This window comes from Chryseobacterium sp. 22543 (genome assembly GCF_052044565.1).
Lineage (GTDB): Bacteria > Bacteroidota > Bacteroidia > Flavobacteriales > Weeksellaceae > Chryseobacterium.
In genome coordinates, this window is record NZ_JBQENH010000004.1 from 378,770 (window position 1) to 405,059 (window position 26,290).

At 36.9% G+C, this 26,290-nt stretch carries 22 protein-coding genes; 10 read left to right on the top strand and 12 right to left on the bottom strand.

The window, feature by feature from the left end:
- The first annotated feature begins 105 nt into the window (after nucleotides 1–105).
- Nucleotides 106–2,301 (top strand): glutamine synthetase III family protein, encoded by a 2,196-nt coding sequence (locus ACTJIP_RS16125; RefSeq protein WP_180564939.1) that lies wholly within the window; start codon nucleotides 106–108, stop codon nucleotides 2,299–2,301.
- 340 nt (nucleotides 2,302–2,641) lie between these two features.
- The gene (locus tag ACTJIP_RS16130) at nucleotides 2,642–3,352 is read left to right on the top strand and encodes a C40 family peptidase (protein ID WP_077413391.1); all 711 of its coding nucleotides are present in this window, start codon (nucleotides 2,642–2,644) and stop codon (nucleotides 3,350–3,352) included.
- Nucleotides 3,353–3,549: 197 nt separating this feature from the next.
- Here the strand turns inward: ACTJIP_RS16130 and ACTJIP_RS16135 are convergent, their stop codons facing one another.
- The 6 genes from ACTJIP_RS16135 to ACTJIP_RS16160 form a co-directional block, all read right to left on the bottom strand.
- The gene (locus tag ACTJIP_RS16135) at nucleotides 3,550–4,125 is read right to left on the bottom strand and encodes a pentapeptide repeat-containing protein (RefSeq protein ID WP_219072042.1); all 576 of its coding nucleotides are present in this window, start codon (nucleotides 4,123–4,125) and stop codon (nucleotides 3,550–3,552) included.
- Nucleotides 4,126–4,229: 104 nt separating this feature from the next.
- The gene (rodA, locus tag ACTJIP_RS16140; RefSeq protein WP_077413389.1) at nucleotides 4,230–5,459 is read right to left on the bottom strand and encodes a rod shape-determining protein RodA; all 1,230 of its coding nucleotides are present in this window, start codon (nucleotides 5,457–5,459) and stop codon (nucleotides 4,230–4,232) included.
- Entirely contained in the window at nucleotides 5,456–7,501 is a 2,046-nt protein-coding gene (locus ACTJIP_RS16145; protein ID WP_077413388.1) for a penicillin-binding transpeptidase domain-containing protein, read from the bottom strand. Before ACTJIP_RS16145 ends, rodA begins: the two co-directional genes overlap by 4 nt.
- Nucleotides 7,498–8,004, bottom strand: coding sequence for a hypothetical protein (locus tag ACTJIP_RS16150; RefSeq protein WP_002982456.1), 507 nt, complete (start codon nucleotides 8,002–8,004; stop codon nucleotides 7,498–7,500). The genes ACTJIP_RS16145 and ACTJIP_RS16150 overlap by 4 nt, the downstream gene beginning before the upstream one ends.
- The gene (gene mreC / locus ACTJIP_RS16155) at nucleotides 7,997–8,851 is read right to left on the bottom strand and encodes a rod shape-determining protein MreC (protein WP_077413387.1); all 855 of its coding nucleotides are present in this window, start codon (nucleotides 8,849–8,851) and stop codon (nucleotides 7,997–7,999) included. Before mreC ends, ACTJIP_RS16150 begins: the two co-directional genes overlap by 8 nt.
- 28 nt (nucleotides 8,852–8,879) lie before the next feature.
- On the bottom strand, nucleotides 8,880–9,905 hold the full coding sequence (locus tag ACTJIP_RS16160; protein WP_045491741.1) for a rod shape-determining protein: 1,026 nt from the start codon (nucleotides 9,903–9,905) through the stop codon (nucleotides 8,880–8,882).
- A gap of 454 nt (nucleotides 9,906–10,359) precedes the next feature.
- Between ACTJIP_RS16160 and hemA the strand changes: the two genes are divergently transcribed.
- The 4 genes from hemA to hemE are packed head-to-tail and all read left to right on the top strand — an operon-like array spanning nucleotide 10,360 to nucleotide 14,350.
- Nucleotides 10,360–11,634 carry a glutamyl-tRNA reductase gene (hemA, locus tag ACTJIP_RS16165; protein ID WP_047376233.1) on the top strand — a complete coding sequence of 425 codons (1,275 nt, stop codon included), beginning with the start codon at nucleotides 10,360–10,362 and terminating at the stop codon, nucleotides 11,632–11,634.
- Nucleotides 11,621–12,529, top strand: coding sequence for a hydroxymethylbilane synthase (gene hemC / locus ACTJIP_RS16170; protein ID WP_077413386.1), 909 nt, complete (start codon nucleotides 11,621–11,623; stop codon nucleotides 12,527–12,529). Before hemA ends, hemC begins: the two co-directional genes overlap by 14 nt.
- 57 nt (nucleotides 12,530–12,586) lie before the next feature.
- A complete protein-coding gene (locus ACTJIP_RS16175) occupies nucleotides 12,587–13,270 on the top strand; it encodes a uroporphyrinogen-III synthase (RefSeq protein WP_180564937.1) in 684 nt (227 codons plus the stop codon).
- A 48-nt stretch (nucleotides 13,271–13,318) separates the two neighbouring features.
- Nucleotides 13,319–14,350, top strand: a complete 1,032-nt coding sequence (gene hemE, locus ACTJIP_RS16180; protein ID WP_077413384.1) for a uroporphyrinogen decarboxylase — start codon at nucleotides 13,319–13,321, stop codon at nucleotides 14,348–14,350.
- A gap of 88 nt (nucleotides 14,351–14,438) precedes the next feature.
- Here the strand turns inward: hemE and ACTJIP_RS16185 are convergent, their stop codons facing one another.
- Nucleotides 14,439–15,263, bottom strand: coding sequence for a T9SS type A sorting domain-containing protein (locus tag ACTJIP_RS16185; protein ID WP_180564936.1), 825 nt, complete (start codon nucleotides 15,261–15,263; stop codon nucleotides 14,439–14,441).
- Between the two features lie 151 nt (nucleotides 15,264–15,414).
- Here ACTJIP_RS16185 and ACTJIP_RS16190 point away from each other — a divergent pair, with 151 nt between their 5' ends.
- A complete protein-coding gene (locus ACTJIP_RS16190; protein WP_077413382.1) occupies nucleotides 15,415–15,540 on the top strand; it encodes a GNAT family acetyltransferase in 126 nt (41 codons plus the stop codon).
- A 50-nt stretch (nucleotides 15,541–15,590) separates the two neighbouring features.
- Here ACTJIP_RS16190 and ACTJIP_RS16195 read toward each other — a convergent pair whose 3' ends face one another.
- The 5 genes from ACTJIP_RS16195 to ACTJIP_RS16215 all read right to left on the bottom strand — a co-directional run bounded on the left by ACTJIP_RS16195 (nucleotide 15,591) and on the right by ACTJIP_RS16215 (nucleotide 21,594).
- Nucleotides 15,591–16,811, bottom strand: coding sequence for an aminotransferase class V-fold PLP-dependent enzyme (locus ACTJIP_RS16195; protein WP_180564935.1), 1,221 nt, complete (start codon nucleotides 16,809–16,811; stop codon nucleotides 15,591–15,593).
- A gap of 248 nt (nucleotides 16,812–17,059) precedes the next feature.
- A complete protein-coding gene (locus tag ACTJIP_RS16200; RefSeq protein ID WP_180564934.1) occupies nucleotides 17,060–17,701 on the bottom strand; it encodes a 50S ribosomal protein L25/general stress protein Ctc in 642 nt (213 codons plus the stop codon).
- Nucleotides 17,702–17,756: 55 nt separating this feature from the next.
- Entirely contained in the window at nucleotides 17,757–18,695 is a 939-nt protein-coding gene (locus tag ACTJIP_RS16205) for a ribose-phosphate pyrophosphokinase (RefSeq protein WP_077413379.1), read from the bottom strand.
- A gap of 85 nt (nucleotides 18,696–18,780) precedes the next feature.
- Nucleotides 18,781–20,343: a G-D-S-L family lipolytic protein gene (locus ACTJIP_RS16210; protein ID WP_440704839.1), complete on the bottom strand. Its 1,563-nt coding sequence runs from the start codon at nucleotides 20,341–20,343 to the stop codon at nucleotides 18,781–18,783.
- A 12-nt stretch (nucleotides 20,344–20,355) separates the two neighbouring features.
- Nucleotides 20,356–21,594 (bottom strand): OmpP1/FadL family transporter, encoded by a 1,239-nt coding sequence (locus ACTJIP_RS16215; protein ID WP_047380209.1) that lies wholly within the window; start codon nucleotides 21,592–21,594, stop codon nucleotides 20,356–20,358.
- Between the two features lie 439 nt (nucleotides 21,595–22,033).
- On the opposite strand from ACTJIP_RS16215, the gene ACTJIP_RS16220 reads away from it, so the two are divergent.
- From ACTJIP_RS16220 to ACTJIP_RS16230, 3 genes are read left to right on the top strand one after another with little or no spacing between them, the layout of a single operon-like run.
- The gene (locus ACTJIP_RS16220) at nucleotides 22,034–23,431 is read left to right on the top strand and encodes a PSP1 domain-containing protein (protein ID WP_077413376.1); all 1,398 of its coding nucleotides are present in this window, start codon (nucleotides 22,034–22,036) and stop codon (nucleotides 23,429–23,431) included.
- Nucleotides 23,424–23,888: a gliding motility lipoprotein GldH gene (locus ACTJIP_RS16225; protein ID WP_077413375.1), complete on the top strand. Its 465-nt coding sequence runs from the start codon at nucleotides 23,424–23,426 to the stop codon at nucleotides 23,886–23,888. Before ACTJIP_RS16220 ends, ACTJIP_RS16225 begins: the two co-directional genes overlap by 8 nt.
- Before the next feature lie 6 nt (nucleotides 23,889–23,894).
- Nucleotides 23,895–26,273 carry a transglycosylase domain-containing protein gene (locus ACTJIP_RS16230; protein WP_077413374.1) on the top strand — a complete coding sequence of 793 codons (2,379 nt, stop codon included), beginning with the start codon at nucleotides 23,895–23,897 and terminating at the stop codon, nucleotides 26,271–26,273.
- The last annotated feature ends 17 nt before the right edge of the window (nucleotides 26,274–26,290 follow it).

Sequence of the window (26,290 nt, forward strand, 5' to 3'; positions counted from 1 at the left end):
GCGTTTAAATTATATAAAATTTCAAAACACCCCTAAAAATTTTAGGGCTAAAATGATTTCGATTCATTTTTTTTGTAAATTTGCCCTGTAAAAAATCACTCAAACATGTCAACCTTAAGATTCAAAGCACTAGAAACCCTACCATTTAAGGACTTCAGAAAAGATAACTCTGTTGAGGTTCCTGCAAAATTGTCAGAATTATTCTGTACAAATGTTTTCTCAGAAGAGACCATGAGAGAATATTTAACAAAAGAAGCATTCAATTCTATTATGGATGCGGTAAAAAAAGGAACTAAAATCCAGAGACATATCGCTGATCAGGTAGCTGTAGCAATGAAAGACTGGGCGATGAGCAAAGGTGTAACGCACTATACCCACTGGTTTCAGCCCTTAACAGGAACGACGGCAGAAAAACATGACTCTTTCTTTACCCCTATTGAAGGAGGAAGAGCTATTGAAAGATTCAGTGGAAACCTATTGATCCAACAGGAACCAGATGCTTCATCATTCCCTAACGGAGGTATCAGAAATACTTTTGAAGCAAGAGGATATACCGCTTGGGATCCTACATCTCCTGCTTTCATCATGGGAACTACATTATGTATCCCATCTATCTTTATTTCTTATACAGGAGAAACGTTAGATTACAAAGCTCCTCTTTTAAGAGCTTTAAATGCTGTAGACGAAGCTGCCACTAACGTAATGCAGTATTTTGACAAAAATGTAACAAAGGTAACTCCTACTTTAGGCTGGGAACAGGAATATTTCCTTGTAGATTCAGCATTATATCAATCCCGTCCGGACCTTGTATTAACAGGTAAAACATTGCTTGGACATTCTCCGGCAAAAGGACAACAGCTAGACGACCACTATTTCGGTTCTATCCCTACAAGAGTAATGAATTTCATGAAAGAGTTGGAAATAGAGTGTATGAAATTGGGTATCCCTGTAACGACAAGACACAACGAGGTAGCTCCCAACCAATTTGAGCTGGCTCCAATGTTTGAAGAAGTAAACGTTGCTGTAGATCACAACTCCCTATTGATGGACATCATGGCAAGAATTGCTCACAAGCATCATTTCCATATTTTATTCCATGAAAAGCCATTTGCAGGCGTAAACGGAAGTGGTAAACACAACAACTGGTCTTTAGCAACTGACACTGGAGAAAACTTATTAAGCCCTGGGAAAAACCCAAAGAAAAACTTACAGTTCCTAACATTCTTCGTCAACACAATCAAAGCAGTTTATGAATACGCTGACCTTTTAAGAGCAAGTATTGCATCTGCCAGCAATGACCACAGACTAGGTGCCAACGAAGCTCCGCCAGCAATTATTTCCGTATTCATCGGAAGCCAGCTGTTCAGAGTACTGGAAGAACTGGAAAAAGTAACAGAAGGAAAACTTTCTCCGGACGAAAAAACAGATCTTAAATTAAATGTAGTTGGAAAAATTCCTGAAATCCTGTTAGATAATACAGACAGAAACAGGACTTCTCCGTTTGCATTTACCGGAAATAAATTTGAAATCAGAGCAGTAGGATCTTCTGCTAACTGTGCAGAGTCTATGACAGTAATGAACACGATTGCTGCAAAACAATTATTAGACTTCAAAAAAGAAGTGGATACTCTTATTGAAACTGGTCTTAAAAAAGACGAAGCAATCTTCAATGTATTGAGAGAGTACATCAAACAGTGTAAGAGCATTATGTTTGAAGGTGACGGATATTCTGATGACTGGGCAAAAGAAGCTAAGAAAAGAGGTTTAAACAACTTAAAAACCACTCCTGAAGCACTTAAACAGGAAATGGATAAAAAGTTCGTTGCCCTTTACGAAGAGATTGGAGTATTTACTCACAGAGAGGTTGAAGCAAGAAACGAAATCAAATTAGAGAAATATTCTACTGTAATTGATATTGAAGCAAGAGTTTTAAGTGATATCGCAAGAAATCACATCATCCCTTCTGCTTTAAAATATCAGAACAGATTAATTGAAAACGTAAAAGGTCTAAAAGATATTTTTGAAGATAAAGAATTCAAAACATTGGCAAAAGAGCAAATGAGTTTAATTACGAATATCTCTGAAAACGTTTCCAAGATTAAACTTGGTGTTGAAGATCTTATTAAAGCGAGAGAAGCAGCGAAAGCTGTAGCAAATAGCCAAAAGCAGGCAGAATCTTACTGCACCAAAGTAATTCCTTTATTTGATGTCATCAGAGAAGCTTCTGATGATCTTGAAATGATGGTAGACGATGAGCTTTGGCCGATGACAAAATACAGAGAAATGTTGTTTACAAAATAACGTCCTGTAAAGTTCCATATTAGTTTAAATTCCTCGGTTTTCCGGGGAATTTTTTTTGTTTTATTAACAGTCATGAAAATGAAAGCTTTACATTATAAAACCTGATATATAGAAGAAATTCGATATCGTTTGTTAAAGAATCTTAATAAAAAAAACCGCACACTTGCCAAAAACAGGCTGTTGCGGTTTATTTTTCTTTAACATATGCAAATCATATGTTAAAATGTGTTAAAATAAGATCCTGACAATTATCATATCAGGGGTCTTTTATTCGGAATCTCTACTTTTGTATTGCTTTTGAAAATAAATATTCCTTTTTAACACGGATAATCAAATATATATGAAGAAAAGAGTTTTGTTTTATTTAGTTGCTTTAGTTACTACAGTTTCATTGCAATCGTGTGCTACAAATTATGTGGTTTCAAAACCAGCAACTTACACAAAAGAATACAAAACAGATGCCAAACTAGCTTCTATAGACAACAAAAGAATGGAGCAGGATAAGCAGAAACTTATCGACTCTTTCCTGGCTGAAAAGGCTGCATCTATCGCTAGTGCTAAAAAAGCAGTTAAGAATTCTGAGATTGCAAAAGCAATCAAACATAATAAAACCATTGACGGTATCCTTGAAGAAGCTGAAACATACCTTGGAACTCCTTACAGATATGGAGGGACTACAAGAAACGGTATAGATTGTTCAGCTTTTGTTCTTTCTGTATTCGGAGCAGCAGCAGGTCTTAGCTTACCTAGAGTAGCAGCATCTCAGGCTCAGGAAGGAGAAAGAATTGAAAAAGGAGAACTACAGAAAGGAGATTTGATTTTCTTTTCTCACGGAAGAAGAATTTCTCACGTAGGTATTGTAGAAAGTGTTACTGAAGAGGGAGAGATTAAGTTTATCCACGCAGCAACATCAAAAGGAGTAATGATTTCTTCACTGAATGATTCTTATTGGGGACCTAAGTTCAGATTCGCCAAAAGAGTGATCAACGAAGAAGGAGAAGCTTACAATAACTTAGCAGCAATTACTCCCGCTACACCAGCAAATTTTTAATTTTATAAATAATTGATTTAAATAATGAAGCCATCAGAATTCTGATGGCTTTTTTATATGCTTGAATTTTGACTAAGTTTCAGCTAAAACCAAGGAGGAATATTCCTAAAGAAAAAAGCGGGCTAAAACCCACTCCTATTAATTCAATATTACATTTTGCATCTATGAATTGAAGCGCTAAGCTAACGATTCAGAAGTCAGTTGTTCTTATCAATTTCAATATCCAGCTTATACAAGAGTCCATATATTTCAGAAAGCGAGAATTTGGCCTTTTTAAGCCTGTTTAAAGCCGGATCTATTGAATAGTTGACCGATGTCCTGAAATCTGCTTTTTCAAGATTTGCTGTCTCGAAAACAGCGCCCGACAGATCGCAATTACTAAAGACAGCATTTGAAGCATCACATTCTGTGAAGTCTACTTCAATTAACCTGGAATTTTTGAAAACCGTTTTCTTAATGGATGTCTGATAGAAAACAGAATTATTTAAAGCACATCCATCAAATGTAAAAGATAATCCGAATGCATTACAATCATTAAACTGGAGTCCAAACATTTTACATTCTTTGAAAATCACATCATGAAAAGCTGTCCTCACAATCTTTGCCATGCTGAGGTTACACTCCATAAATTCACAATCTGTAAAACTGAATCCGGAAAGGTTTGCATACTCAAGATTACAGTTTCGGAAAGTACAGTTTTCGTACTCGCCTTTTTCTAATTGAGAAAAGTCTGTGTTTTCGAAATCCTGATCCAGAAAATAAGCTTCTTTCATATTTGTATGATTTATCAATGACAATATACTCCACCTCAGGGCAGATTTTAAATAAGAATAAAAATTTCAGCTTTTAGCCGTTGGCTTTTTGATCTTAAAGACCGTTACACCAAGCTGTTTTTATCCGAATAATTAAGTTTAAAGAAAATAAAAGTCATCATAGAGAATGCTAATAGAGAACTTCCTCCATAACTGAAATACGGAAGTGGAATCCCAACCGTAGGGAAAAGCCCCATAACCATTCCTAAATTGATTGAAAAGTGCATCAGAAGAATAGAGGCAAAACAATATCCGAAGACACGGTTAAAAGTAGATTTCTGCCTTTCTGCAAGATAATATATCCTTCCAATATAGATCATGTAGCATAAGATAAGAATCGCACTTCCTAAAAAGCCCCATTCTTCTCCTACTGTACAAAAGATATAATCCGTTTCCTGCTCGGGTACAAATTTCCCCTGGGTAACTGATCCTTCACGGTATCCTTTCCCCCAAAGCCCACCGGATCCGATAGCCGTTTTGGAATATAATAAATTGTATCCTGAAGTATCTCTGAATGCCTTTTCACCTTTATAAAGAACATCAATTCTTTCTCTCTGGTGTTTAGGAAGTTTTTCTAAAATATAAGGAGATGCGAAAGCCAGTCCGCACAGTAAAAGAATAGATCCTGAAATTCCCGAAATAGAAATTACATCCCAGGACATTCTATGATAATTCATCGCTATCAGAATACCGGCAATCACCAGAACAGCTATGGCAACATAAATAGGAGGAACAGCCAATGAAATCAGAAAAACTCCGGCAAAAAGGAATCCTATTCCAAACAAAAGACCACTCAGCCCTTCTCTGTATAAGGCAATGAAAAATGCAATAAATACAAGCATGGAGCCTACATCCGGAATAGCAAGAACAACAACCGCCGGAACGCCAATAATAGCTAAGGTAGTCAATAAAGACTTCCGGTTTTTAAGATTAAAATCAGGTCCGGAAACATAGTTGGCAAGCATGAGCGCCGTCCCTATCTTCGCAAATTCTACAGGCTGCATGGTAAAACTTCCGAATTTATACCAGTTCTTCTGTCCCAGAATTTCTTTTCCAAAGGGAAAAAGTCCGATAAGCAATAAGACTCCGCCAATGTAAATAATCCCTGCCATATTTTCAAAGAACTTACTTCTGCTGAAAAATATCATAAGTCCTACAAATAAAGAAATACAGAAAAAGACCAATTGCTTTTCCCCAAGTTTCTGGTCAACACTGTAAATATTTGCAATGGCAAAAACACAAAGCAGGAAATACAGCCCAAGACCTAATTTATCTATTCCTTCAGTCCATTTCATTGCTTGACAGTTTTTTTAGCAGTGTTATTCTTTTTAGTTTCCTCTTCTATTTTCTTTTGCAGCTTGGCTTTTTGTTGTTTCACCAGCTCCAGACTGTCTTTTATTTTTTTTTGTTTGATTGAATCCGGTTTAGGATCAACGTATAAGCCTTTACGTTTCAAATCTGCAATCCACTGCCTCTTATATTCCGGCATGAAACTCGAAGTGATCATTTTTTTATAAAGATTTTCTCTTTTCAAATCACCCGTGATATATTTTTCAGCAATTACCGTACAGGCCGGTCCTGCCCATGTAGCACCGAATCCGGCATGCTCCATTACTGCAACCACCACAATTTTTGGTTTATCAGCAGGAGCAATCAGTACAAAGATTGAATTATCCTTTCCCTGAGGAACCTGTGCTGTACCTGTTTTGGCTAATTGTGTAAAGTCATTGGATTTCAACCCTCTTGCTGTTCCTCTCAAAACCACAGCTTCCATACCTTTTAAAACAGGTTCAAAATGTTTTGGATCAACTAAAGTCTGATGCTTAACCTTAAATCTTGGATCAGGATTTGACTTTCCGTCAATTCCTTTTACAATATGAGGCGTGTAATACCATCCCTTATTGGCAATAGCAGCTACATAGTTTGCTAACTGAATAGGAGTTACCAAAACATCACCCTGCCCCATCCCATTATAGATTGCACCGGTTGACATCTCGTCCCAGTTTTTAAAATCAGTTCTCTTGGAACCACTTGCTTTCATGATGGCTTTAAACCTTTTCTCATAAAAGTCTCCTGAAGGTATTCTTCCTTTTGCACCCACAGCAAAATCATTATTCAAAAATTCTCCTACTCCAAAGCTGCTCATAATTTTTTTCCATTCATCAACCCCTTTTGAAGGATTTCCCGGATATTTTTTGATGATTGCAATAAATGCATAGGTAAAAAAACAGTTACTGGAAACCTGAATTGAAGGAATAAGCGGATCTGCTCCACCATGGCCTTTAATTCTTTTTCCTTTATAGAAAAAACCACCACCACAAGGGAAAATAGTCTTTTCATCCATTACTCCCATCTGCATGGCAGCCAGAGCAGTCAACAATTTGAACGTTGATCCCGGAGGATAACCTGCCTGTAAAGAACGGTCAAAAGTCGGCTTATTTTCGTAAAGCGTATCTTTTGACAGAGCATATAAATTTTTAGATTTGTAAGGTCCTGTGAAAAGATTAGGATCAATATCCGGTCCGGTAGCAGCTACCAGTACTTCTCCATTATTAGGATCTATAGCTACAATTGCACCGTGTTTGTTTACAAGCATTTCTTCAGCGGTTCTCTGAAGATCATAATCAATAGTTAACGTAATATCTTTACCTGTAATTACATCCTTGTCCAAAGATCCGTTTTTATAAGACCCAATATTTCGGAGCCTGATATCTTTTTGGATATATTTCACTCCTTTTACTCCACGAAGTTCTTTTTCGTAGGATTTTTCAACTCCTGTTTTCCCGATAAAATCTCCCGGTAAATAGTATGCAGAGTCTTTTTTTATTTCACGTTCATTCACTTCACTGGTATATCCCAGAAGGTTACCAGAAGTGGAAACTTCATATTGACGCTGAGGTCTTTGCACAATAGTGAAGGCAGGATATTTAAAAATAATTTCCTGTACTCTTGCTATATCCTCTCTGCTCAGATCCTTCAGAAAAGTCATCGGAGTCAGTTTGGAATAATATTTTTCCTTTTTAATTACATCAATTCTTTTGATAAAATCTCCCTTGGAGATCTTCATAAGATTACAGAATCCGAGAGTATCAAAATCCGGACGCATTAAAGCCTGTGTAAAAGAAACTTCATAAGCGGGCTGGTTTCCCACCATGATTTTACCATTCCTGTCAAAAATGACTCCACGCTGTGGAATAACATATTCGGTTTTGATGGAGGTATTCGCTGCATTCAATGCATAACGGTCCGTAAATAACTGTAAATAGGCAAGCCTCGCCACAAAAATAAGGGCGATAACAACGAGGATGGAAAAAATTTTAAAATAACGTGTGTTCAAACTTTTTGTTTGATTTTAAATATTAATGCGTAGATGACTATAAATATAAATGAAATTACACTAGTTACCAACACATTAAATAATATTTCGAAAAATCTGCTAAACTTAAAGAATTCTATATACTGTACCAAAAGCTGATGCAGGAAAATACTGGAAAATAAAAACAGTAAAAACTGTGCCCACTGAAGGGACTGAAAAGAGAAAAAATCCGTAGATGTATCAGTAGAAGTCCTGAAGATCAACGTTCTGAAATAAGCAATCAGCGTTGTTGCAAATGCATTGATTCCCCACGAATAAAGAAAGCCGTCAATAGACAGTCCTATTAAAAAGCTCAGTGCCAGAAACTGAAATTTATTCCTGAAAAAAGGATAAAACATGACAAATACGGGATATAATACCGGAGTATACTTCCCGAAAAGCGTAATCCTGTTCAATACAAATATCTGTAATGCCACAAGAAAAATCATGATCAATATATCAGTAAATAAAGTCCTGCTAATCATTTTCTTTTTTTATTACAGCCTGCATAGTGTCCTGAATCTTCTGCACTTCTGCTTTCTTAAGATTCTTCACTACATATACTTTGTTCAACGCTCCCATTTTTTCACTCAGCTCAACGGAGATATCCCAGAAGCCGGTTTTATTATCTACAGAATATCCCGCAATAGTACCAATTGTTACTCCCTTAGGGAAGATTGCAGATTTACCGTCTGTAACAACAGTATCTCCTACTTTTAATGCAACATATTTTGGAATATCCGCAAGATGCATCACTCTGGAATTATCACCATTCCATGTTAAAGTACCGAAATATCCTGAATTTTTGAGTGCTGCATTAATTCTGATCTTGTTGACACTTAAGACCGACTGAACTAATGCATAGCTGTCTGTAGAATTAATTACAATTCCCGCAATACCTCTTGGCGCCATTACTCCCATCTGAGGAAAGACTCCATCTCTACGGCCACGGTTGATTGTAAAATAGTTATTCCTTCTGTTGATACTGTTGAAAACAATTTCCCCATCAACAAAAGTATAGATCTGCCCACCACCAATGGTATCGTGAACTCTTTTGAAAACAGGATTTTTCGATCCGTCTTTTCCGTAGAGTTCAGTCATAAGGGCTTTATTCTGAACCACAAGATCTTCGTTGATCTGTTTCAGTTTCAGATAAGAAACTCCTTCATCAATATATCCGGAAACCCAGGAATTGAATGCAGCAGTCTGCCCCGCTAGCCAGGATTTCTGCATGGCATTTCTGGAGAATATCAAAACCAGAGCAATAATTTGCAGAAATATAAAGAAGACGAAAAGAGTATTCTTCGAAAATAATCTCAGCAAAAATCCCATTCAGATATAAAGTCGTAAAAAGTTAAAATTATTTAATTAAGAAATTGAACTTATCCATATTCTTAAGGGCAATACCTGTTCCGCGAACTACAGCTCTCAACGGATCTTCCGCAACAAATACAGGAAGACCTGTCTTTTTGTGGATTCTGTCCGCAAGACCTCTTAATAACGCTCCTCCGCCAGCAAGATAAATACCTGTTTTATAAATATCAGCTGCCAGTTCCGGTGGTGTAAGAGAAAGAGTTTCCATTACCGCATCTTCGATTCTGATAATCGATTTGTCTAATGCACGTGCAATCTCTTTATATCCAACCATAATTTCTTTAGGTTTACCTGTAATAAGGTCTCTTCCTTGTACCGGGATATCCTCGATGTCTACATCAAGATCTTCTACTGCAGAACCTACTTCAATTTTAATTCTTTCAGCGGTTCTTTCTCCGATATAAAGGTTATGGTGAGTTCTCAGATAATAAGCAATATCATTGGTAAATACATCTCCTGCAATTTTCACAGATTTATCACATACAATACCTCCTAAAGCTACTACAGCAATTTCTGTTGTACCTCCACCTATATCGATGATCATGTTTCCTTCAGGTTTCTGCACGTCTATTCCCACCCCAATTGCAGCTGCCATTGGTTCATAGATCAGCCTTACTTCTTTTGCGTTTACTTTCTGAGCAGAATCTCTTACTGCTCTTTTTTCAACTTCAGTGATACCAGAAGGGATACAGATTACAATTCGTAATGCAGGTTGTATGAATTTACCTTTGATTCCAGGAATTTTTTTGATAAATTCCTTGATCATGTGTTCAGAAGCGTGAAAATCAGCGATAACTCCATCCTTCAAAGGACGGATTGTCTTGATATCCTCGTGAGTTTTACCTTGCATATGCTTAGCCTGTTCCCCTACAGCAATGGGTTTACCCGTAGAACGTTCAATTGCAACAATTGACGGTTGATCTATAACAATTTTATTATTATGGATAATTAGGGTATTAGCCGTTCCCAGGTCTATCGCAATTTCTTGCGTAAACATATCAAATAAACTCATATTTTTCTTCTGATTTTAAGTTTACAAAGATATAAATTTAAGACTACTAAAGAAATTTCCCACCAACTTAATTTGGTTAAAGTTTTATTAAAATTTACAATTCTTTATTAACTTTCAGTTTAGATGTTTACAGACTTTGAGTTAAACTAAAATTAATGGGTTAATAAAAGGGTGAAAAAGCGAAATCAACGAAGGGTAAAAAGGCAGGCTCACAACAAGCAAACGGACTTCTAAGCACCACTGCATTACATTTAAAATCCCATATGTCTCTTAAAAAAATTAACAAATGAAAATAACCAATAATAAAACTTAAAGAAAATCACCCTAACAGAAGCAAATTCTCTTTTTGCCATTCTCCTCTTTTATCTTTACCATCTTATAGTTTTTTACGATAATTATCATATACACTATCTGAGAGTGATTAATTAAAAAAAGCGTAAATTTGCGACTGCTTATGTTACAGTATTCCAACATTCATCGAACGTCAAATTTTGCCGTGCTTTCTATAAGCTACGAGAAAGCCGACGTAGAAACGAGAGGAAAGTTTGCATTCTTTGATGAAAACATCAAAAACTTTGTTTCCAGGGTCCACCAGGAAGATCTTGGGGATGCATTTGTAGTTTCCACCTGTAACAGGACCGAAATTTATACCACGTCTCCCAATTATCTTTTAGTTGCTGAAGAGTATTGTAAAACCATTGGAGTACATCTTACGGATTTCCTTCAGTTTGCCAATATTCTCACCAAAGAAGAAGCTCTGATCCATCTTTTCAGAGTTGCTGCCGGTCTTGAAAGTCAGATTATCGGAGATTTTGAAATTATTGGTCAAATCAAAAAAGCATACAGCCGTTTCAAAAAAGAGAGGCAAAATTCTAATCCTTATCTTGAAAGAGCCATCAATGCAGCTATTCAGATTTCGAAAAGAATAAAAAATGAAACCGGTATTTCCAATGGTGCAGCTTCTGTTTCTTATGCGGCGGTTCATTATATTTTAAACAGCCAGAAAAGGATTGCAGAAAAAAACATCCTTCTATTGGGAGTAGGTGAGATTGGACAGAACACTGTTGAAAATCTGGTAAAGCATGTCTTTCAGCCGAAAATTAAAATTGCCAACAGAACTCAGGAGAAAGCTGAAAAGATTTCCCAGAAATATAATATTCCTCATGTTGATTATTCTGATTTTGACAAGGAATTAAAAAACACCGATATTCTTATTGTGGCAACAGGAGCCAAACATCCTATTGTCAACCAGTCCCATTTCCCGAACGGAAAAGAAACACTGGTCATTGATCTTTCTATCCCGCATAACGTTGAAAAGAATGTTACCGAAAATGAGAATGTAACATTGATTGACGTGGATGAGCTTTCAAAACAGATCCAGGAAACGATTCAACAGCGTGAAAGAGAAATCCCGAAAGCTGAAAAAATCATCAAGGAACTGATGAAAGACTTTATTGAATGGGAGAAAAAGAGAAAACTGGCACCGAATATCCACCATTTCAAAGCCGTTTTAAAGAACATGGAACGCAATGAAATGCATAATTTTTATAAAAAAAATAAATACATAAACATCACGGACATGGAACTTTCTGACAAAATGATCCAGAAAATCACCAACCGTTTTGCAAAATATATCATCGACAACCCTTTAAAAGCCGAAGAAATTAGTAAATTAATGCACGAAATATTAGTTGAACAACCAAACAACGAATTCAATGAAAAGCATTAGAATCGGAACGAGAAATTCCGCACTTGCACTTTGGCAGGCTAGAGAGGTTGCAAGGCACCTTCAGAACAACAATTATTTAACGGAGATTGTTCCTATCGTTTCTTCTGGCGATAAGAACCTCAATCAACCTTTATATTCTTTAGGAATCACCGGGGTTTTCACAAGAGACCTTGATATTGCCTTATTGAATGACGAAATTGATATTGCCGTACATTCATTAAAAGACGTTCCTACCCAATTGCCTCAAAATATTGAGATGATTGCTTACCTGGAAAGAGATTTTCCTCAGGACATTCTGATCAGAAAAGAATCTGCAAGGAATAAAGAATTCCATGAGCTTAAACTGGCAACCAGCAGTTTGAGAAGAAGAGCCTTCTGGCTTAGAAATTATCCGACTACTGATTTTTCGGATATCCGCGGAAATATTCAAACCAGACTTCAAAAGCTGGAAGACGGGAACTTTGATGCGACTATTCTATCTTTAGCCGGAATCAAAAGAATGAAAATGGAAATTGATTACGAAATGCTTCCATTAATGATTCCTGCTCCATCACAAGGTGTAATTTCCGTTGCAGGACATACCGAAAAGCATGAGATCAATGAGATTGTACGTCAGATCAACCACAACCCTACCCAAATCTGCGTAGAGATTGAAAGAAACTTCTTAAGCACTTTGGAGGGTGGCTGTACTGCCCCTATCGGAGCTTTTGCTGAAATCATCGGGGATCAGATCCGATTCAAGGCTGCTCTTTGCTCTTTGGATGGGAAAAACTGCATTGCTGTGGATGAAAACTTTATATATACTCCAACAGAAAATTTTGGAGAAAAGTTTGCAAAAGTTGTTCTTGAAAACGGAGGAAAAGAATTAATGGCAGAAATCAAAAGCCAGATCTGATATTTCAGATTATAAATCCTTTTAGCTCATCTTTTTCATCTTCTTAATTTTACAGACATGAAAATCTTATTTACCAAAAATATAGACCAGACGATTATATCCAAAGAATTAGGAGAGGATATTTTGGCTGACTGTGTTGAGGTAATTAAGACCAAACCGATTATGATCAGTCCTTTTGATCTGAAAAATTACTCATTGATCTTTACAAGTGTTAATGGAGTCATTTCATTTTTTAAAAACAGATTTAAGCCTAATGAGGATTTTACAGCCAAAAACTACAACAAGATCTATTGTGTTGGCGAAAAAACGAAGAGGGAATTAAGGAAACACGGCTTCGGAACATTTAAGGTTTTGAAAAATGCAGATACTCTTTCCAAATTTATTATCGGAAAATGCCAGCATGAGCAGTTTCTTCATTTCTGTGGCAATCTTGCCATAAATGTACTGGACAAAGAACTTCCTTTACAAAACATTAAGTACAAAAAAGTTACGATATACAATACTGAGGAAACTCATCCTTTAATAAATGAAAAATATCATGCTGCAGTATTTTTTAGTCCGAGCGGAGTTCGTAGTTTTGCAAGGCGAAATTCTCTGGAAGGCATGAAGCTTTTTTCGATTGGTGAAACCACTTCCGGTGAGTTGAAAAATTATACACAGGAAGAAATTTTTACTTCTGAAGAAAATACCCTGACTTCCATCTTTGAACTGATAAGAAGAGAAATCAGAAGTAGAATTTAGAATATTTGTTACCGAAATATTGCCGGTAATATTAGTTTAAAATAGATTATGATAAAAAACGACCTATATTTAAAAGCACTTCGCGGAGAAACCGTTGAAAGACCTCCTGTCTGGATGATGAGGCAGGCTGGAAGATATCTGCCGGAATTCATTGCTTTGAGAGATCAGTATGATTTCTTTACAAGATGTCAGACCCCTGAACTTGCAGCTGAGATTACATTACAGCCTATCCGTAGATTTCCTTTGGATGCAGCGATTCTGTTTTCTGATATCCTGGTAGTGCCACAGGCAATGGGAATTGATTTCAAAATGAAAGAATCTGTTGGTCCTTGGCTGGATACTCCAATCAGAACAATGGAACAGGTTCAGAATATTGAAACTCCGGACGTGAATGATACTTTAGGATACGTTTTTGATGCTATTGAACTTACTTTACAGAAACTGGACAATGAGATCCCATTGATCGGTTTTGCAGGTTCTCCATGGACAATCCTTTGTTATTGTGTAGAAGGAAAAGGAAGTAAAGCATTTGATATTGCAAAATCTTTCTGCTTCCAACAGCCTGAAGCTGCCCATTTATTACTGCAAAAAATTACAGATACAACGATTGCTTATTTAAAGAGAAAAGTAGAAAAAGGAGTTTCTGCGGTACAGGTTTTTGATTCATGGGGAGGAATGCTTTCTCCTACAGATTATCAGGAATTCTCCTGGCAGTATATCAATCAGATTGTTGAAGCATTAAGCCCGCTTACCCATGTGGTTGTATTTGGAAAAGGATGTTGGTTCGCATTGGAAGAGATGACCATGTCTAAAGCTTCTGCTCTTGGTGTAGACTGGACTATTAAACCGGAATTTGCAAGAACACTGACAAATCACACGATGACTTTACAGGGTAACTTTGATCCTGCAAGACTTCACTCCACTCCTGAGACGATCAAGAAAATGGTGAATGAAATGATCAACCGTTTCGGAAAAGACAGATACATCGCCAACTTAGGCCATGGTATTCTACCGAATGTTCCTGTTGAAAATGCTGAAGCATTCATCAGAGCAGTCGTTGACTGGAAACCGAATTTATAAGATTATTTCTTTTAAAAATACACAAAACCTTATAGGATATTCTATAAGGTTTTTTTTGTATGATTAAGTTTATTATTTGATTCTAAGGCTATTTTTTGACAATCTTCTTCTTCAGAACTTCGTTATTATTATTTGTAATCATGATAATATAAGTACCTTTAGGCAGATCTGATAGATCATAGGTGTCGGATTCTTTATCAAATGTTTTTATAAGTTTCCCAGACATATCCACAACACTAACTTTTTCTACTTTATTTCGGGAATCAAGTTTAATATGAATATTATCCCCTACCGGATTTGGATATATTTCTATATTATCTGAGTGAGAAACCTCCGAAGCTGCCAAAACGGTCCCGTTTGTTATAGTTAAATTATCCACCACCACACCAAAAGAATAGTCTCCGACGTCATCATAAACAAACCTTAACTTAAAAGCCGCATTCACATAGGGTGTTAAATCGATATTTGCCGCCGAAGCATAAGACGTCAGTATATAGGATAAGGTATTAAAATCAATATCCCAAACACCTGCATCACCCGAAGAGGTAAAAACCTGGACCCAGGATGCCCCATTGAAAGCTTCCACTTTCAACGTTGAGTCAAGATCATAAATTTTATTAGCATAATTAAACGACAGCTGTGGGTTTACAACTCCGGTAAGGTTAATTACAGGAGAAATCAGTCTGGCATTCGTATTAATTCCGGTTGGCCCTGCATCATCATCATCAAAAAAAGCTGCTCCATCGGGAAAGCCTGCGAAGCCATTTTGTACCCCTACATTCCAATTAAAAGCCGTATCCGGATTTTCTACTGTCCATCCGGCCGGCAAAGCATTACCGTTGAAGTCTTCAGAATAGACTTGAGCATTACATATTCCACAAATGGATAAAAATAGAATAAATAATTTTTTCATAATAAAATATTTGATGTTTATATAAAATTAACGAATTATATTTTACAAAATTCAATTATATATAAAATCAATACATTACATAAATTTTAAAAAGAATCAGAATATTTATCTATTATTTATACCTTTATATTTAACCTTTAAATCATATCATATGAAAAAACTAAACAAAGAAAAATTGAAAAGCATTATGGCAGGAGGAGAAATCTGCCTTGAATGCGCCATTGGATATTATCAGGTCATTATTGATGGCAGGTGCTACTGTGTTCCGATGGACTAATAAAAAAAGCAGCTCAACAGCTGCTTTTTAATTTATATGATAAGAATTAATTAGCTCAACATTCGTTGTGCTTTCTTCACTCCTTCTACCAGAATATCAATTTCCTCGAAAGTATTATAAACCGCAAAACTGGCTCTTACCGTTCCTGCAATATTAAAGAAATTCATGATTGGCTGTGTACAATGATGTCCTGTTCTTACAGCAATTCCCATTTTATCAAGGATCATTCCTACATCAGAGGCTATCCCCACCCCTTCAAGATTAAAGGAAACAACACCGGTTCTCTTTGCTTTTTCTCCATAGATTTTAATTCCTTCTATTTCCAAAAGCTGTTTCTGGGCATATTCCAATAAAGCATTTTCATGATTCTGAATATTGGCATGACCTATTCTGTTCATAAAATCAACAGCAGCTCCTAAAGCGATATTTCCACCTACATTAGGTGTTCCCGCTTCATATTTAAATGGAAGACCCGCATAAGTAGTTCCTTCAAAAGAACATGTTGCAATCATCTCTCCTCCTCCATGGAATGGCGGCAAAGCTTCTAATATTTCACGTTTCCCATACAAAATACCCGTTCCCATGGGAGCATACATTTTATGACCTGAAAACACAAAGAAATCACAATCCAGCTTCTGTACGTCAATATTGAAATGCGGAGCAGACTGGGCACCGTCAATCACAACATAAGCGTCTGTATTCTTTCTTGTCTTTGCAATAATTTCTTCAATAGGGTTCACAATTCCCAATGCATTGGAAACCTGGTTTACAGAAACAACCTTTGTTTTTTCACTTAAAAACTGGTCAAAGTGATCCATCTGAAGAATTCCGTTTTCATCAATTGGAATTACACGAAGTTTTGCTCCGGTTCTTTCACAAAGCATCTGCCATGGAACAATATTAGAATGATGCTCCAGATAAGAAATAATAATTTCATCATCTTTCTGCAGTTTCTGTGTCAAAATATAAGCGATGAGGTTCAACCCTTCTGTTGTTCCTTTTGTAAAAATCACTTCAAAATCATGTTCAGCATTGATGAATTTCTGAATCTTTCTTCTTGAAAGTTCCATTTCTTCCGTTGCCAGCTGGCTTAGGGTATGAATTCCTCTGTGAACATTGGCATTAAGTTCTGTATAATATGCGTGACAGACTTCCAAAACCGAATTTGGCTTTTGAGATGTAGCTGCATTATCCAGGTAAACCAATGGTTTACCATTCACTTCTCTGTCCAATATAGAAAACTGGCTTCTTATTTCCTGAATGTCAAACATTTATTTATTTTTTAAATTAAGACGTCCTTATTTAGAACACTTCAAATTTACGGCTTTTTTTCCGAAAGGAAGCATGAGGCCGAGAGCTGATAGTTGTCAGTTGATAGAAATATTCGATAGTATACAGTGAAGAAAGCTGATAAAACGATGAACTAAGGTCATTTGTAATCCTCTTATTTCTTTTGACACTGCACACAAAAAAACCCGTCAAAAAAATGACGGGTCTATATTGTTTAAATAAGCAATTCTTATTCTGCTGCAGTTTCTTCTGCTTGAGCTGCCCCTTCTTCAGTTGCAACTTCTTCTTCATCTTCATCATCCATTGCTGCTGCACCTCCTTTCATTGCATTTCTAGACATCTTAACAGCAACTACTACTGCATTGTCTGGGTGCATGAAAGAATATCCTTCTGTTTTGATACCACCGATGTAAAGTTTGTTACCAATTCTTAATGGGGTAACATCTACAACGATTTCGTCAGGTAGGTTAGCAGGGATAGCTTTTACTTTTAGTTTTCTGAAAGACTGACGTAAAACACCACCAGCTACAACACCTTTTGAACGTCCAGTAATTCTTACAGGAACCTCCATAACTACTGGCTTATCGTCAGATAGTTGGTAGAAGTCTACGTGAAGAATTTTGTCAGTAATTGGGTGAAACTGAATGTCCTGAAGAACAGCTGGAATTGTTTTTCCGTCAACCTCAATAGATACCGTGTGTGCTTCAGGAGTGTATACTAATCCTTTAAAAGCTTTCTCTTCAGCAGAGAAGTTTAAAGGAGCTTCACCTCCATAAACAACACAAGGAACTAATTCAGCATCACGTAAAGCTTTTGTAGACTTTTTGCCCACGTTTTCTCTTTTTGTACCTTGAATTGTAATAGATTTCATTTATAATAAATTTAAAAAATTATTCTTATTTAATTTGCAATCTGTTTAAAATCAATTAAATAACAAACTTGCTGCTAATTGATTTATGCTCATGAACCATGGTCATAACATCTGCAAATAATGGGGCGCAAGATAGCACTTTTATTTTAGATGACAAATTATTTTTAACAGGAATTGAGTCAGTTACAATAACTTCCAATAATTTTGAGCTCTCAATATTATCATAAGCCTTTCCTGAAAGCACTCCGTGAGTTGCCATAGCTCTTACTGTTTTTGCTCCCTTTTCAATTAAGATATCTGCTGCTTTACAAAGTGTCCCTGCAGTATCAATCATATCATCAATAAGGATTACGTTTTTACCTGTAACATCACCAATAAGGAACATTTCTTCTACAACATTCGCTTTTTTTCTTTCCTTATAAGCAATTACTACTTCAGCACCTAAGTGACCTGCATAGTTTTTAGCTCTTTTCGCACCTCCCATATCCGGAGAAGCAATAGTAAGATTATCAAGATTCAAAGATCTGATATAATCTACAAAAATACTTGAAGCATATAAATGATCTACCGGAATTTCGAAGAATCCCTGAATCTGATCTGCGTGAAGATCCATTGTCATTACTCTTGTTGCTCCTGCTGCTGTAAGAAGGTTTGCAACTAACTTCGCACCGATCGGCGCTCTTGGTTTGTCTTTTCTGTCCTGTCTGGCAAGTCCGAAGTAAGGAATTACAACGGTAATGCTCTTTGCAGAAGCTCTTTTCGCTGCATCAATCATTAGAAGAAGTTCCAAAAGATTGTCTGCAGGAGGGAATGTAGATCCAATCAGGAAAACTCTTCCTCCTCTTACAGATTCGTCCAAAACAGGCTCAAATTCCCCGTCGCTGAACTCCTGAAAGTTGATTTTCCCTAATTCTTTCCCATAATTCTGGGCAATTTTCTCTGCCAAGTCCCTGCTGGTTCTTGTACAAAATAGATAACTTAACTGATCGGCCATTTTTACTTTTTAAAAGATTTTGCAAATTTAAAAAAAAACCACAAGATTTACTCCTGTGGTTTCTAAGTTTTTATTTTATCAATTATTAAGGGAATTTAACTCCTGAATATTTGTTCGGATCTACCTGTGGAAGTGTAGATTTGTATTTCGCATTGATAGACTTAATAAATTCATTAGCAACAATACCATATCCACGACCTGTAAGGTGAACTCCATCTAGAGAGAAAGCTCCTCCTCTAACAAATGTTGCAGTATACTTTACTCCGTCAAATACAATTCCTGACTGTGAATTCAGTTCAAGCATCTTCGTATTAGCATCTACAAATGCAAGCCCATAAGAATCAGCAAGCCCTTTTATAGAAGCATTATATGCCGTTGTGGCTGTTTTCACATAACCAGCTTCTGTTTTTGTTAATACATGTTGGTTTTGTAACGGATAAGAAATTCCATATATATTTACCGGAGACGGAACCATTGGCGCCGTACTTCCGATTACAGAACTTGTAGTAAGCAAAATATAATCATCTGCTGTCGCCTGTCTTGCCTGGCCAAAGATTTGTCCAAAAGCAGTAGCTGTAGGCAATCCTAAAGAAGGAGTAAGTGCCGCTGTAAGCTGAGCAGATAAATCCGTCAAAGCAACATCCTTAATTAAAACAGGATTTGGGCCTGTTGCAGAAAGTAAATTAATTCTATCTCCAGCACCAAAAGCAGTAAGTGCTTGCTTCAAAGGACCGTATAAACTCGTATTAAGAGTTGTAAGATTTGAACCTAAAAGTGCAGGTGTCAAAGGGTTATAAGGCACCGTAGTAAAGAAAGGAACTGAAGTAACAGAAGGAATATTAGCAATAACTCCTTTTGTTGTTCCTACACTTTTAAGACCATCTAAAACCGCCTTAATAGATCCGGCAAGAAGCGCAGGATCAGAGATATCATTTGATTTATAAGTTGTAGGATTTGTATTTCCTGTCTGAACCGTAGCAATTGAATACGTTGTAACTCCTCCTACAGTCTGAGAGTTTGTTCCTCCATTGGTAGCATATGACAATACATCATTATTTCCTATCCAAAGTGAGAAGAAAGTAGCTTTCTGAGCCATAGCATCAGCCAGCACACTTGTTGTAGCAGAAGAAGCAAATCTTACAAAATAAGGATTAGCTGTTCCTGTTGCAAGACCAACTTGGCTACCATATCCAGGAGCTACTAAGTGGAATGATTTCGCACCCGGCACACCCATATTATTATAAGTACCTCCTCCGGACAACATATCCAATGCTGCTGCTGCCCCACTTGGCACAGGAGCTAAAGATCCATTAACAACCTGAAGAGTCAATTTTCCAGGAAAACCAGGAAGATTATTGAATCCTCCTATATCATTAGGCATCAAAGGTTGTTTAAAGTCTCCGCCGCCTGCAAGTTTCATCTGTGCGGCAATGATGCTTGGATAAGATTCATTTTGGCCACTGCTGTACAATGCACCATCACGATATCCTGATGTAAGGGAGTTTCCTAACGATATATATTTTGAAAAGTCTGCGTCTCCTTTTGTTACCGGGATATCTTTCACATCCGTATCGAAATCCGTATTACAGCTTGTTACTGTAAAAAGAAGTGCAGAAACTGCAATTGTCGATATTATAATTTTTTTCATAGTCTTCTAAAATTAAAATGGATTATAAGAGAAACCTAGACCAAAGTAGAAAGCTGTTGCTTTTGACTGTCCGTTAAGCCCTATATTAACATTGTTTACCTTTCTGTACTGAGGCATTGCATATCCTCCTGCAACATCAATTCCGAATTGTTTCAGCTTAAAGCCTACTCCACCTGTAACTACATACGTATCATATGAAGGTGTTTCCGGGATAAAGTTGTCAGTTGTATAAGGAGCTTCATCATAATACGCCCCCAAACGTCCATAGATCATATTAGTGAACGCATATTGAGTTCCCAATCTGAATGTTTTGGAATTTCTGAAGTTCTTAGGATTGGTAAGAATAGTAGGATCCGATGGATTGTTCCCAATAGGAGCATTCTCGAAATCTAAAGTAAGTTTGCTGTATCTTTCCCATCCATGATAGTTAAAGTCTGCAGAAACCTGCCATTTTGGTGTCACTTTATAGGTTAAACCAATTGTATATTCTTCAACCAATGGAAGAACCGCCGAGAAACCATCTTGTCCTGCTGCATTCAGCTTCAGCTGCGTATAAACAGATTGTGATGGAAACTGGAATGTAGCCGTTCCGCTCTTCGCTTTCATATCTATTGCTGAACGGTAGGCAATACTTATGTCCAGTTTCGGATCAGGTCTGAAATAGAAACCAAATCCGTATCCATGTCCGGTTGCATTTTCATCATTAATATTTACCTTCCCGTCGAATTGCGTTACCGCTTTATCCCAATCTACCTTTCCTCTTGCGTAAATGTAGCTGGCACCAAAAGATACCCAAGGAGCCAGTTTTACAGAGACCATTGGCTGGAAGTAGAAACTTTTCAGTTCCATTTTCTGAACCAATTCTTTACCTTCCCAGTTTTCAGGCCATTTTATTGTACTTCCAAAAGGTGTTGTAACACTAAGACCTACGGTAAGTTTCTCTATTGGTCTATAAGTAATCGCCGCGTAGAAAGGAGTCCCTATAGGGTTATCTGTTTCTGCACTTTGTAAAGTATTGAAGTTTTGAAAAGTAACTTTATTACTTGCACCAAACCCTCCTGCCACTACACTCAGTTTGGAAGGGATAAATGACATACCCGCAGGGTTAAAGAATGTCACACTCGCGTCTTCGGCATGAGCACTAGTATGCGCCATTGCCAATTGTTTTACCCCTTGCAGGGAAACTCTGAAGCCTCCTGCGTAAGATAGAACTCCCGCCAATAAAGCAGTTGATACTAATATTTTTTTCATAGACTATTATTATATAAGCCAAATATAAAATTATTTTGAATACGTCTGTTAATATTTGCTAATATTTTAAACAATATCCTAAAAGAAAACTATGTTTAAAATAACACCTTCAAATAAACAAAAGCCAAATTTTTCATTATTAAGCATTTAAAAATATTTTAAAACAATCTCTATTTCATCGTTTAATATTAAACGCGTGTTTAATTTTTAAGATATCTTACCTCAAAAGTTCGGAACAGGGAATCAAATGATAATAAATGTTAAAGTTAAAAAAAACTCTGATCCAACTATTTCCGTTATAACAGGCTTATTTCGGGCTCCAGCTATCGTTCTCACTTAAAATACATCAATGTTTTGTTCCGAATTCAGGTTATTTAAGTATTTTAGAATTGCATAAAGATAAAAATACATAAATTTGCAGATTATAAATAATAGTAATATGAGTTGTGGATGTAAAACATCCGGCGATTCTGCACATTCTTGCGGCCCTAAGAAAACCGCAAATGGCTGTGAAAGTGTAAATACCTGCGGGAATAGTTATAAATTAAGTGTTTTTGACTGGCTATCTGACATCAACAATCCGGCACCTAACAGGTGTGATTTTGTAGAAGTTAGATTTAAAAATGACAGGAAATCGTTTTATAAAAATGTAAATAATATTCCTTTACATATTGGTAGCGTAATTACAGTAGAATCAAGTCCGGGACACGATGTAGGCGTTGTAAGCCTTACGGGAGAATTAGTAAAGATTCAGATGAAAAAGAAAAAGTTTTCAGAAGAATTGGCACTCAAAATATACAGACAGGCCAACCAAAAAGATCTTGAGGTATGGCAGGAAGCAAGAAAAAAAGAAGACGGTGTAAAGCTTGAAGCAAGAAAAATTGCTCAGAGAATAGGCCTCGAAATGAAAGTTACCGATGTGGAATACCAGGGTGACTCTTCAAAAATAACCTTTTATTACACTGCTGAAAACCGAGTGGATTTCAGACAGTTAATTAAAGATTATGCCGGTGCATTCCGTACTAAGATCGATATGAAACAGATCGGTTTCAGACAGGAAGCGGCAAAAGTAGGTGGAATTGGATCTTGCGGACGTGAACTTTGCTGCTCTACATGGCTTACAGATTTCAGATCGGTAAATACCAATGTAGCAAGATATCAGCAATTGAGCATTAATCCTCAAAAGCTGGCTGGACAATGTGGTAAGCTTAAATGCTGCCTTAATTATGAGCTTGACAGCTATTTGGATGCATTAAGCAACTTCCCTTCTTCTTCAACCACTTTAGAAACAGAGAAAGGAAAAGCATTTTGTATCAAAATTGATGTTTTCAAAAAGAAAATGTGGTTTGCTTACGTAGACAGCTCCATTGCATGGTATGATTTCGATATTGATCTTGTTAAAAAACTGATTTCAAAAAATAAAAGAGGAGAAAAAATTCTTCCTCTGGAAGACTTGAAACAACCGGAAGCTTCTACTCAAAATATTGATTTGATCCAGGAAAACAGTGTGGATCGTTTTGAAAAGAAAAACAGAGGAAACAGGAACAGAAACAACCAGAACAAGCACAGCAATAACCAACAGGGGCAACAAGGACAGCCACAAGGTCAAAAAAGAAACAGACCGGAGAGACAAGACAGACCTGAAAGATCTGAAAAACCCGAAAACCCTAATGCTCAATCTGGAAATCAGCCCAGACCTCAAAAACAACATCCACAGCAAAAAGCGCCCGTGGAAAAAGTAGAGGGTAATTCTGATGCTGAAAACAAGCCACAAAACAGCCCGAACAAGAAGAAATTTAAAAAGAAATATCCTCCAAAAAAAGATAATAATGCATAAAATTTTAGGATTATTTTCCCTTATCCTTTTCTTTAGCTGTAACTCTTCATCAGGAGGAGATGTCATCATGAATTCCGTTGATAACAAATGGAATAAGAAAAATGAGCAAAAATTTAATCTTGAAATTTCAGATCCGCAGAATCCTAAAAATATTATATTTGTCGTAAGAAACAACAATAGTTATCCTTACAGCAATATAAGATTCATTGTGAATTTCACCAATCTCCAGAACAAAAAAAAGGAAACTGACACCTTGAATTATGTGCTGGCAAAACCTAATGGAGAATGGCTTGGTACAGGCTTTGGTGATACAAAGGAAACTTTGTTTCAGTATAAACTGAATTATCAGTTTCCGGGAAAGGGAAAATATGAAATCGGTCTGACCCAGGCGATGAGAAATGACAACCTTTCAGGAATTGAGGATATTGGGGTAAAAATAGAAACGGCTAAACCGTAACCATAAATGGAAGAAAACAAAAAAAATGCAGGAAATAAGGGGAAAACATTTCCTCTGCCTCCTAAAAAAAAGAAAGATACCTCCTGGAAAAAATGGGTCTCATTTATTTGGATTGGACTCGTTGCGGTAGTTTTGGGAATTTCAGGACTTTTCTTTGCAGTTTCTCAAGGATTTCTTGGGGAAATGCCTGATGTAAAAGAACTTGAAAATCCTGATATCTTTGTCGCTTCAGAAATCATTTCTTCAGACGGAGTTATGCTGGGTAAATTCGAAAAGGAAAAAACACAGCCTATCGTTTATAAGGATCTTCCTCCTTACCTTATTTATGCCCTTCAGGCTAAAGAAGATGAGCGTTTCAAAGAACATTCAGGAATCGACTTATATTCTATCGCAAGAGCCGTGGCATATGGTGGTGGCCGTGGTGGTGGTTCTACGATCACTCAACAGCTGGCAAAACTTCTTTTCACAGGAAATGCTTCTCAAAATAAAGTTGAAAGAGCATTCCAGAAATTAAAAGAATGGGTAGTAGCGGTAAGCCTTGAGAAAAGATATACCAAAGAAGAGATTGTTACTCTTTATTTCAATAAATTTGATTTCCTTTTCAACGCTAACGGTATTGAAATGGCTTCCAGAGTTTATTTTAACAAAAAGACTTCGGAACTTACACTACCTGAAGCTGCAACATTTGTAGCAATGCTTGAAAATCCAAGAAAAAATAATCCTTACAGATACCCTGAAAAGGCAAAAGAAAGAAGGAATGTTGTATTGGATCAAATGCAGAAAACCGGATATATTGATGCTGCCACCTATGAAAAAGCAGCCAATACTCCTATTGAAGTAGACTTTCACCCTATTAAAAGCATCACTGACGGATATTCGGCTTATTACAAATTCTATCTGAGAAAAGAGATTGATAAATATCTTGAAACTCATGAAAAAGAAACCGGCAAAAAACTTAACCTTTACAAAGACGGTTTAAAAATATATGTTACGCTTGATTCTAAGATGCAGAAGTATGCAGAAGAAGCAATCAAAGAACACTTAACGGATCTTCAGAAAAGATTTGATGCAGAACAAAGAGGTAGAAAAAACAGACCTTTCTACTATCTTAATGACAAACAGATCAAAGATGTGATGCTTCAGGCTATGAAAAGAACCGGGCGATATAAGCTGTTAAAAGCTGACGGAATGCCGGAAGACTCCATTATGATGGAATTCAAGAAACCAATCAAAACTTCAAGATTCACATGGAGCGGAGAAGAAGAAGTTGAAATGTCTCCTTGGGATTCTATCAGATACCACAAACAAATTGCACAGGCAGGTCTGATGTCTATGGTTCCTGGAACCGGAGAGATCAAAGCATGGGTAGGAGGTATCGACTGGCAGCACTTCCAATATGACCACATCAAGCAGGGTAAGAGACAGGTAGGATCTACCTTCAAACCTTTCGTGTATGCAACCGCTATCATGAAACTGGGAATGACTCCTTGTTCAGCTGTTTCTAACGGAACGTATGATCATAACGGATGGCATGTGCCGGGAAGAGGAGGAATGCTTACTTTAAAAGATGCATTAGCGCACTCTCAAAACCCTGTTGCTGCAAGATTAATTGAAATGACAGGAGTAGATGCTGTTATCCAGACCGCAAGAGATCTGGGCGTAACAGAAGATATTCCAAGAAACAATACAATCGCTTTAGGTTCATCAGACATTACTATTTATGAAATGCTAGGTGCTTACAGTACTTTCGCCAACTATGGTAATCACAATAAACCGGAAATGATCTGGAGAATTGAAGATGCCAACGGTAGAGTAATCAAGGAAGTAAATGTAGAACCAAAAGAGGTCATGAACCCAATGTATGCTTACACCATGATTGAACTGATGAAAGGTGTTGCACAGTACGGAACCGCTTCCGGAGAGCTGGGAAGAAGAGGAATTTCAAAAGCAGTAGAAATTGCCGCTAAAACAGGAACAACTCAGAACAACTCTGACGGATGGTTTATGGGAATCACGCCAAAATTAGCAACCGGAGCATGGGTTGGATGGGAAGACAGAGCAACTCACTTCTTTGGAACCGGTGAAGGTCAGGGTGCAAAAATGGCATTGCCGATCTGGGCAATTTTCATGAAGAAAGTATGGGCAGATAAAAGCTTAGGAGTTACTCCTGATGATAAGTTTGTTAAACCTTCCGATTGGAAAGACGGCTGTTCAAACCTTAAAGGATTAAGCGGAGGCTATGGAGACGATGGAAGCCTTCAGACGATCGATGAGATCAAAAATCCAAGGCCGGCAGACCCTACGCCTAAAAAACCAACAGAAAAGAAAGAGGACAACATCAATGAAAATCTTCATTCCAATGATGAAGTAGATTTCAATAAATAAATTCTCTTTTAGAAATA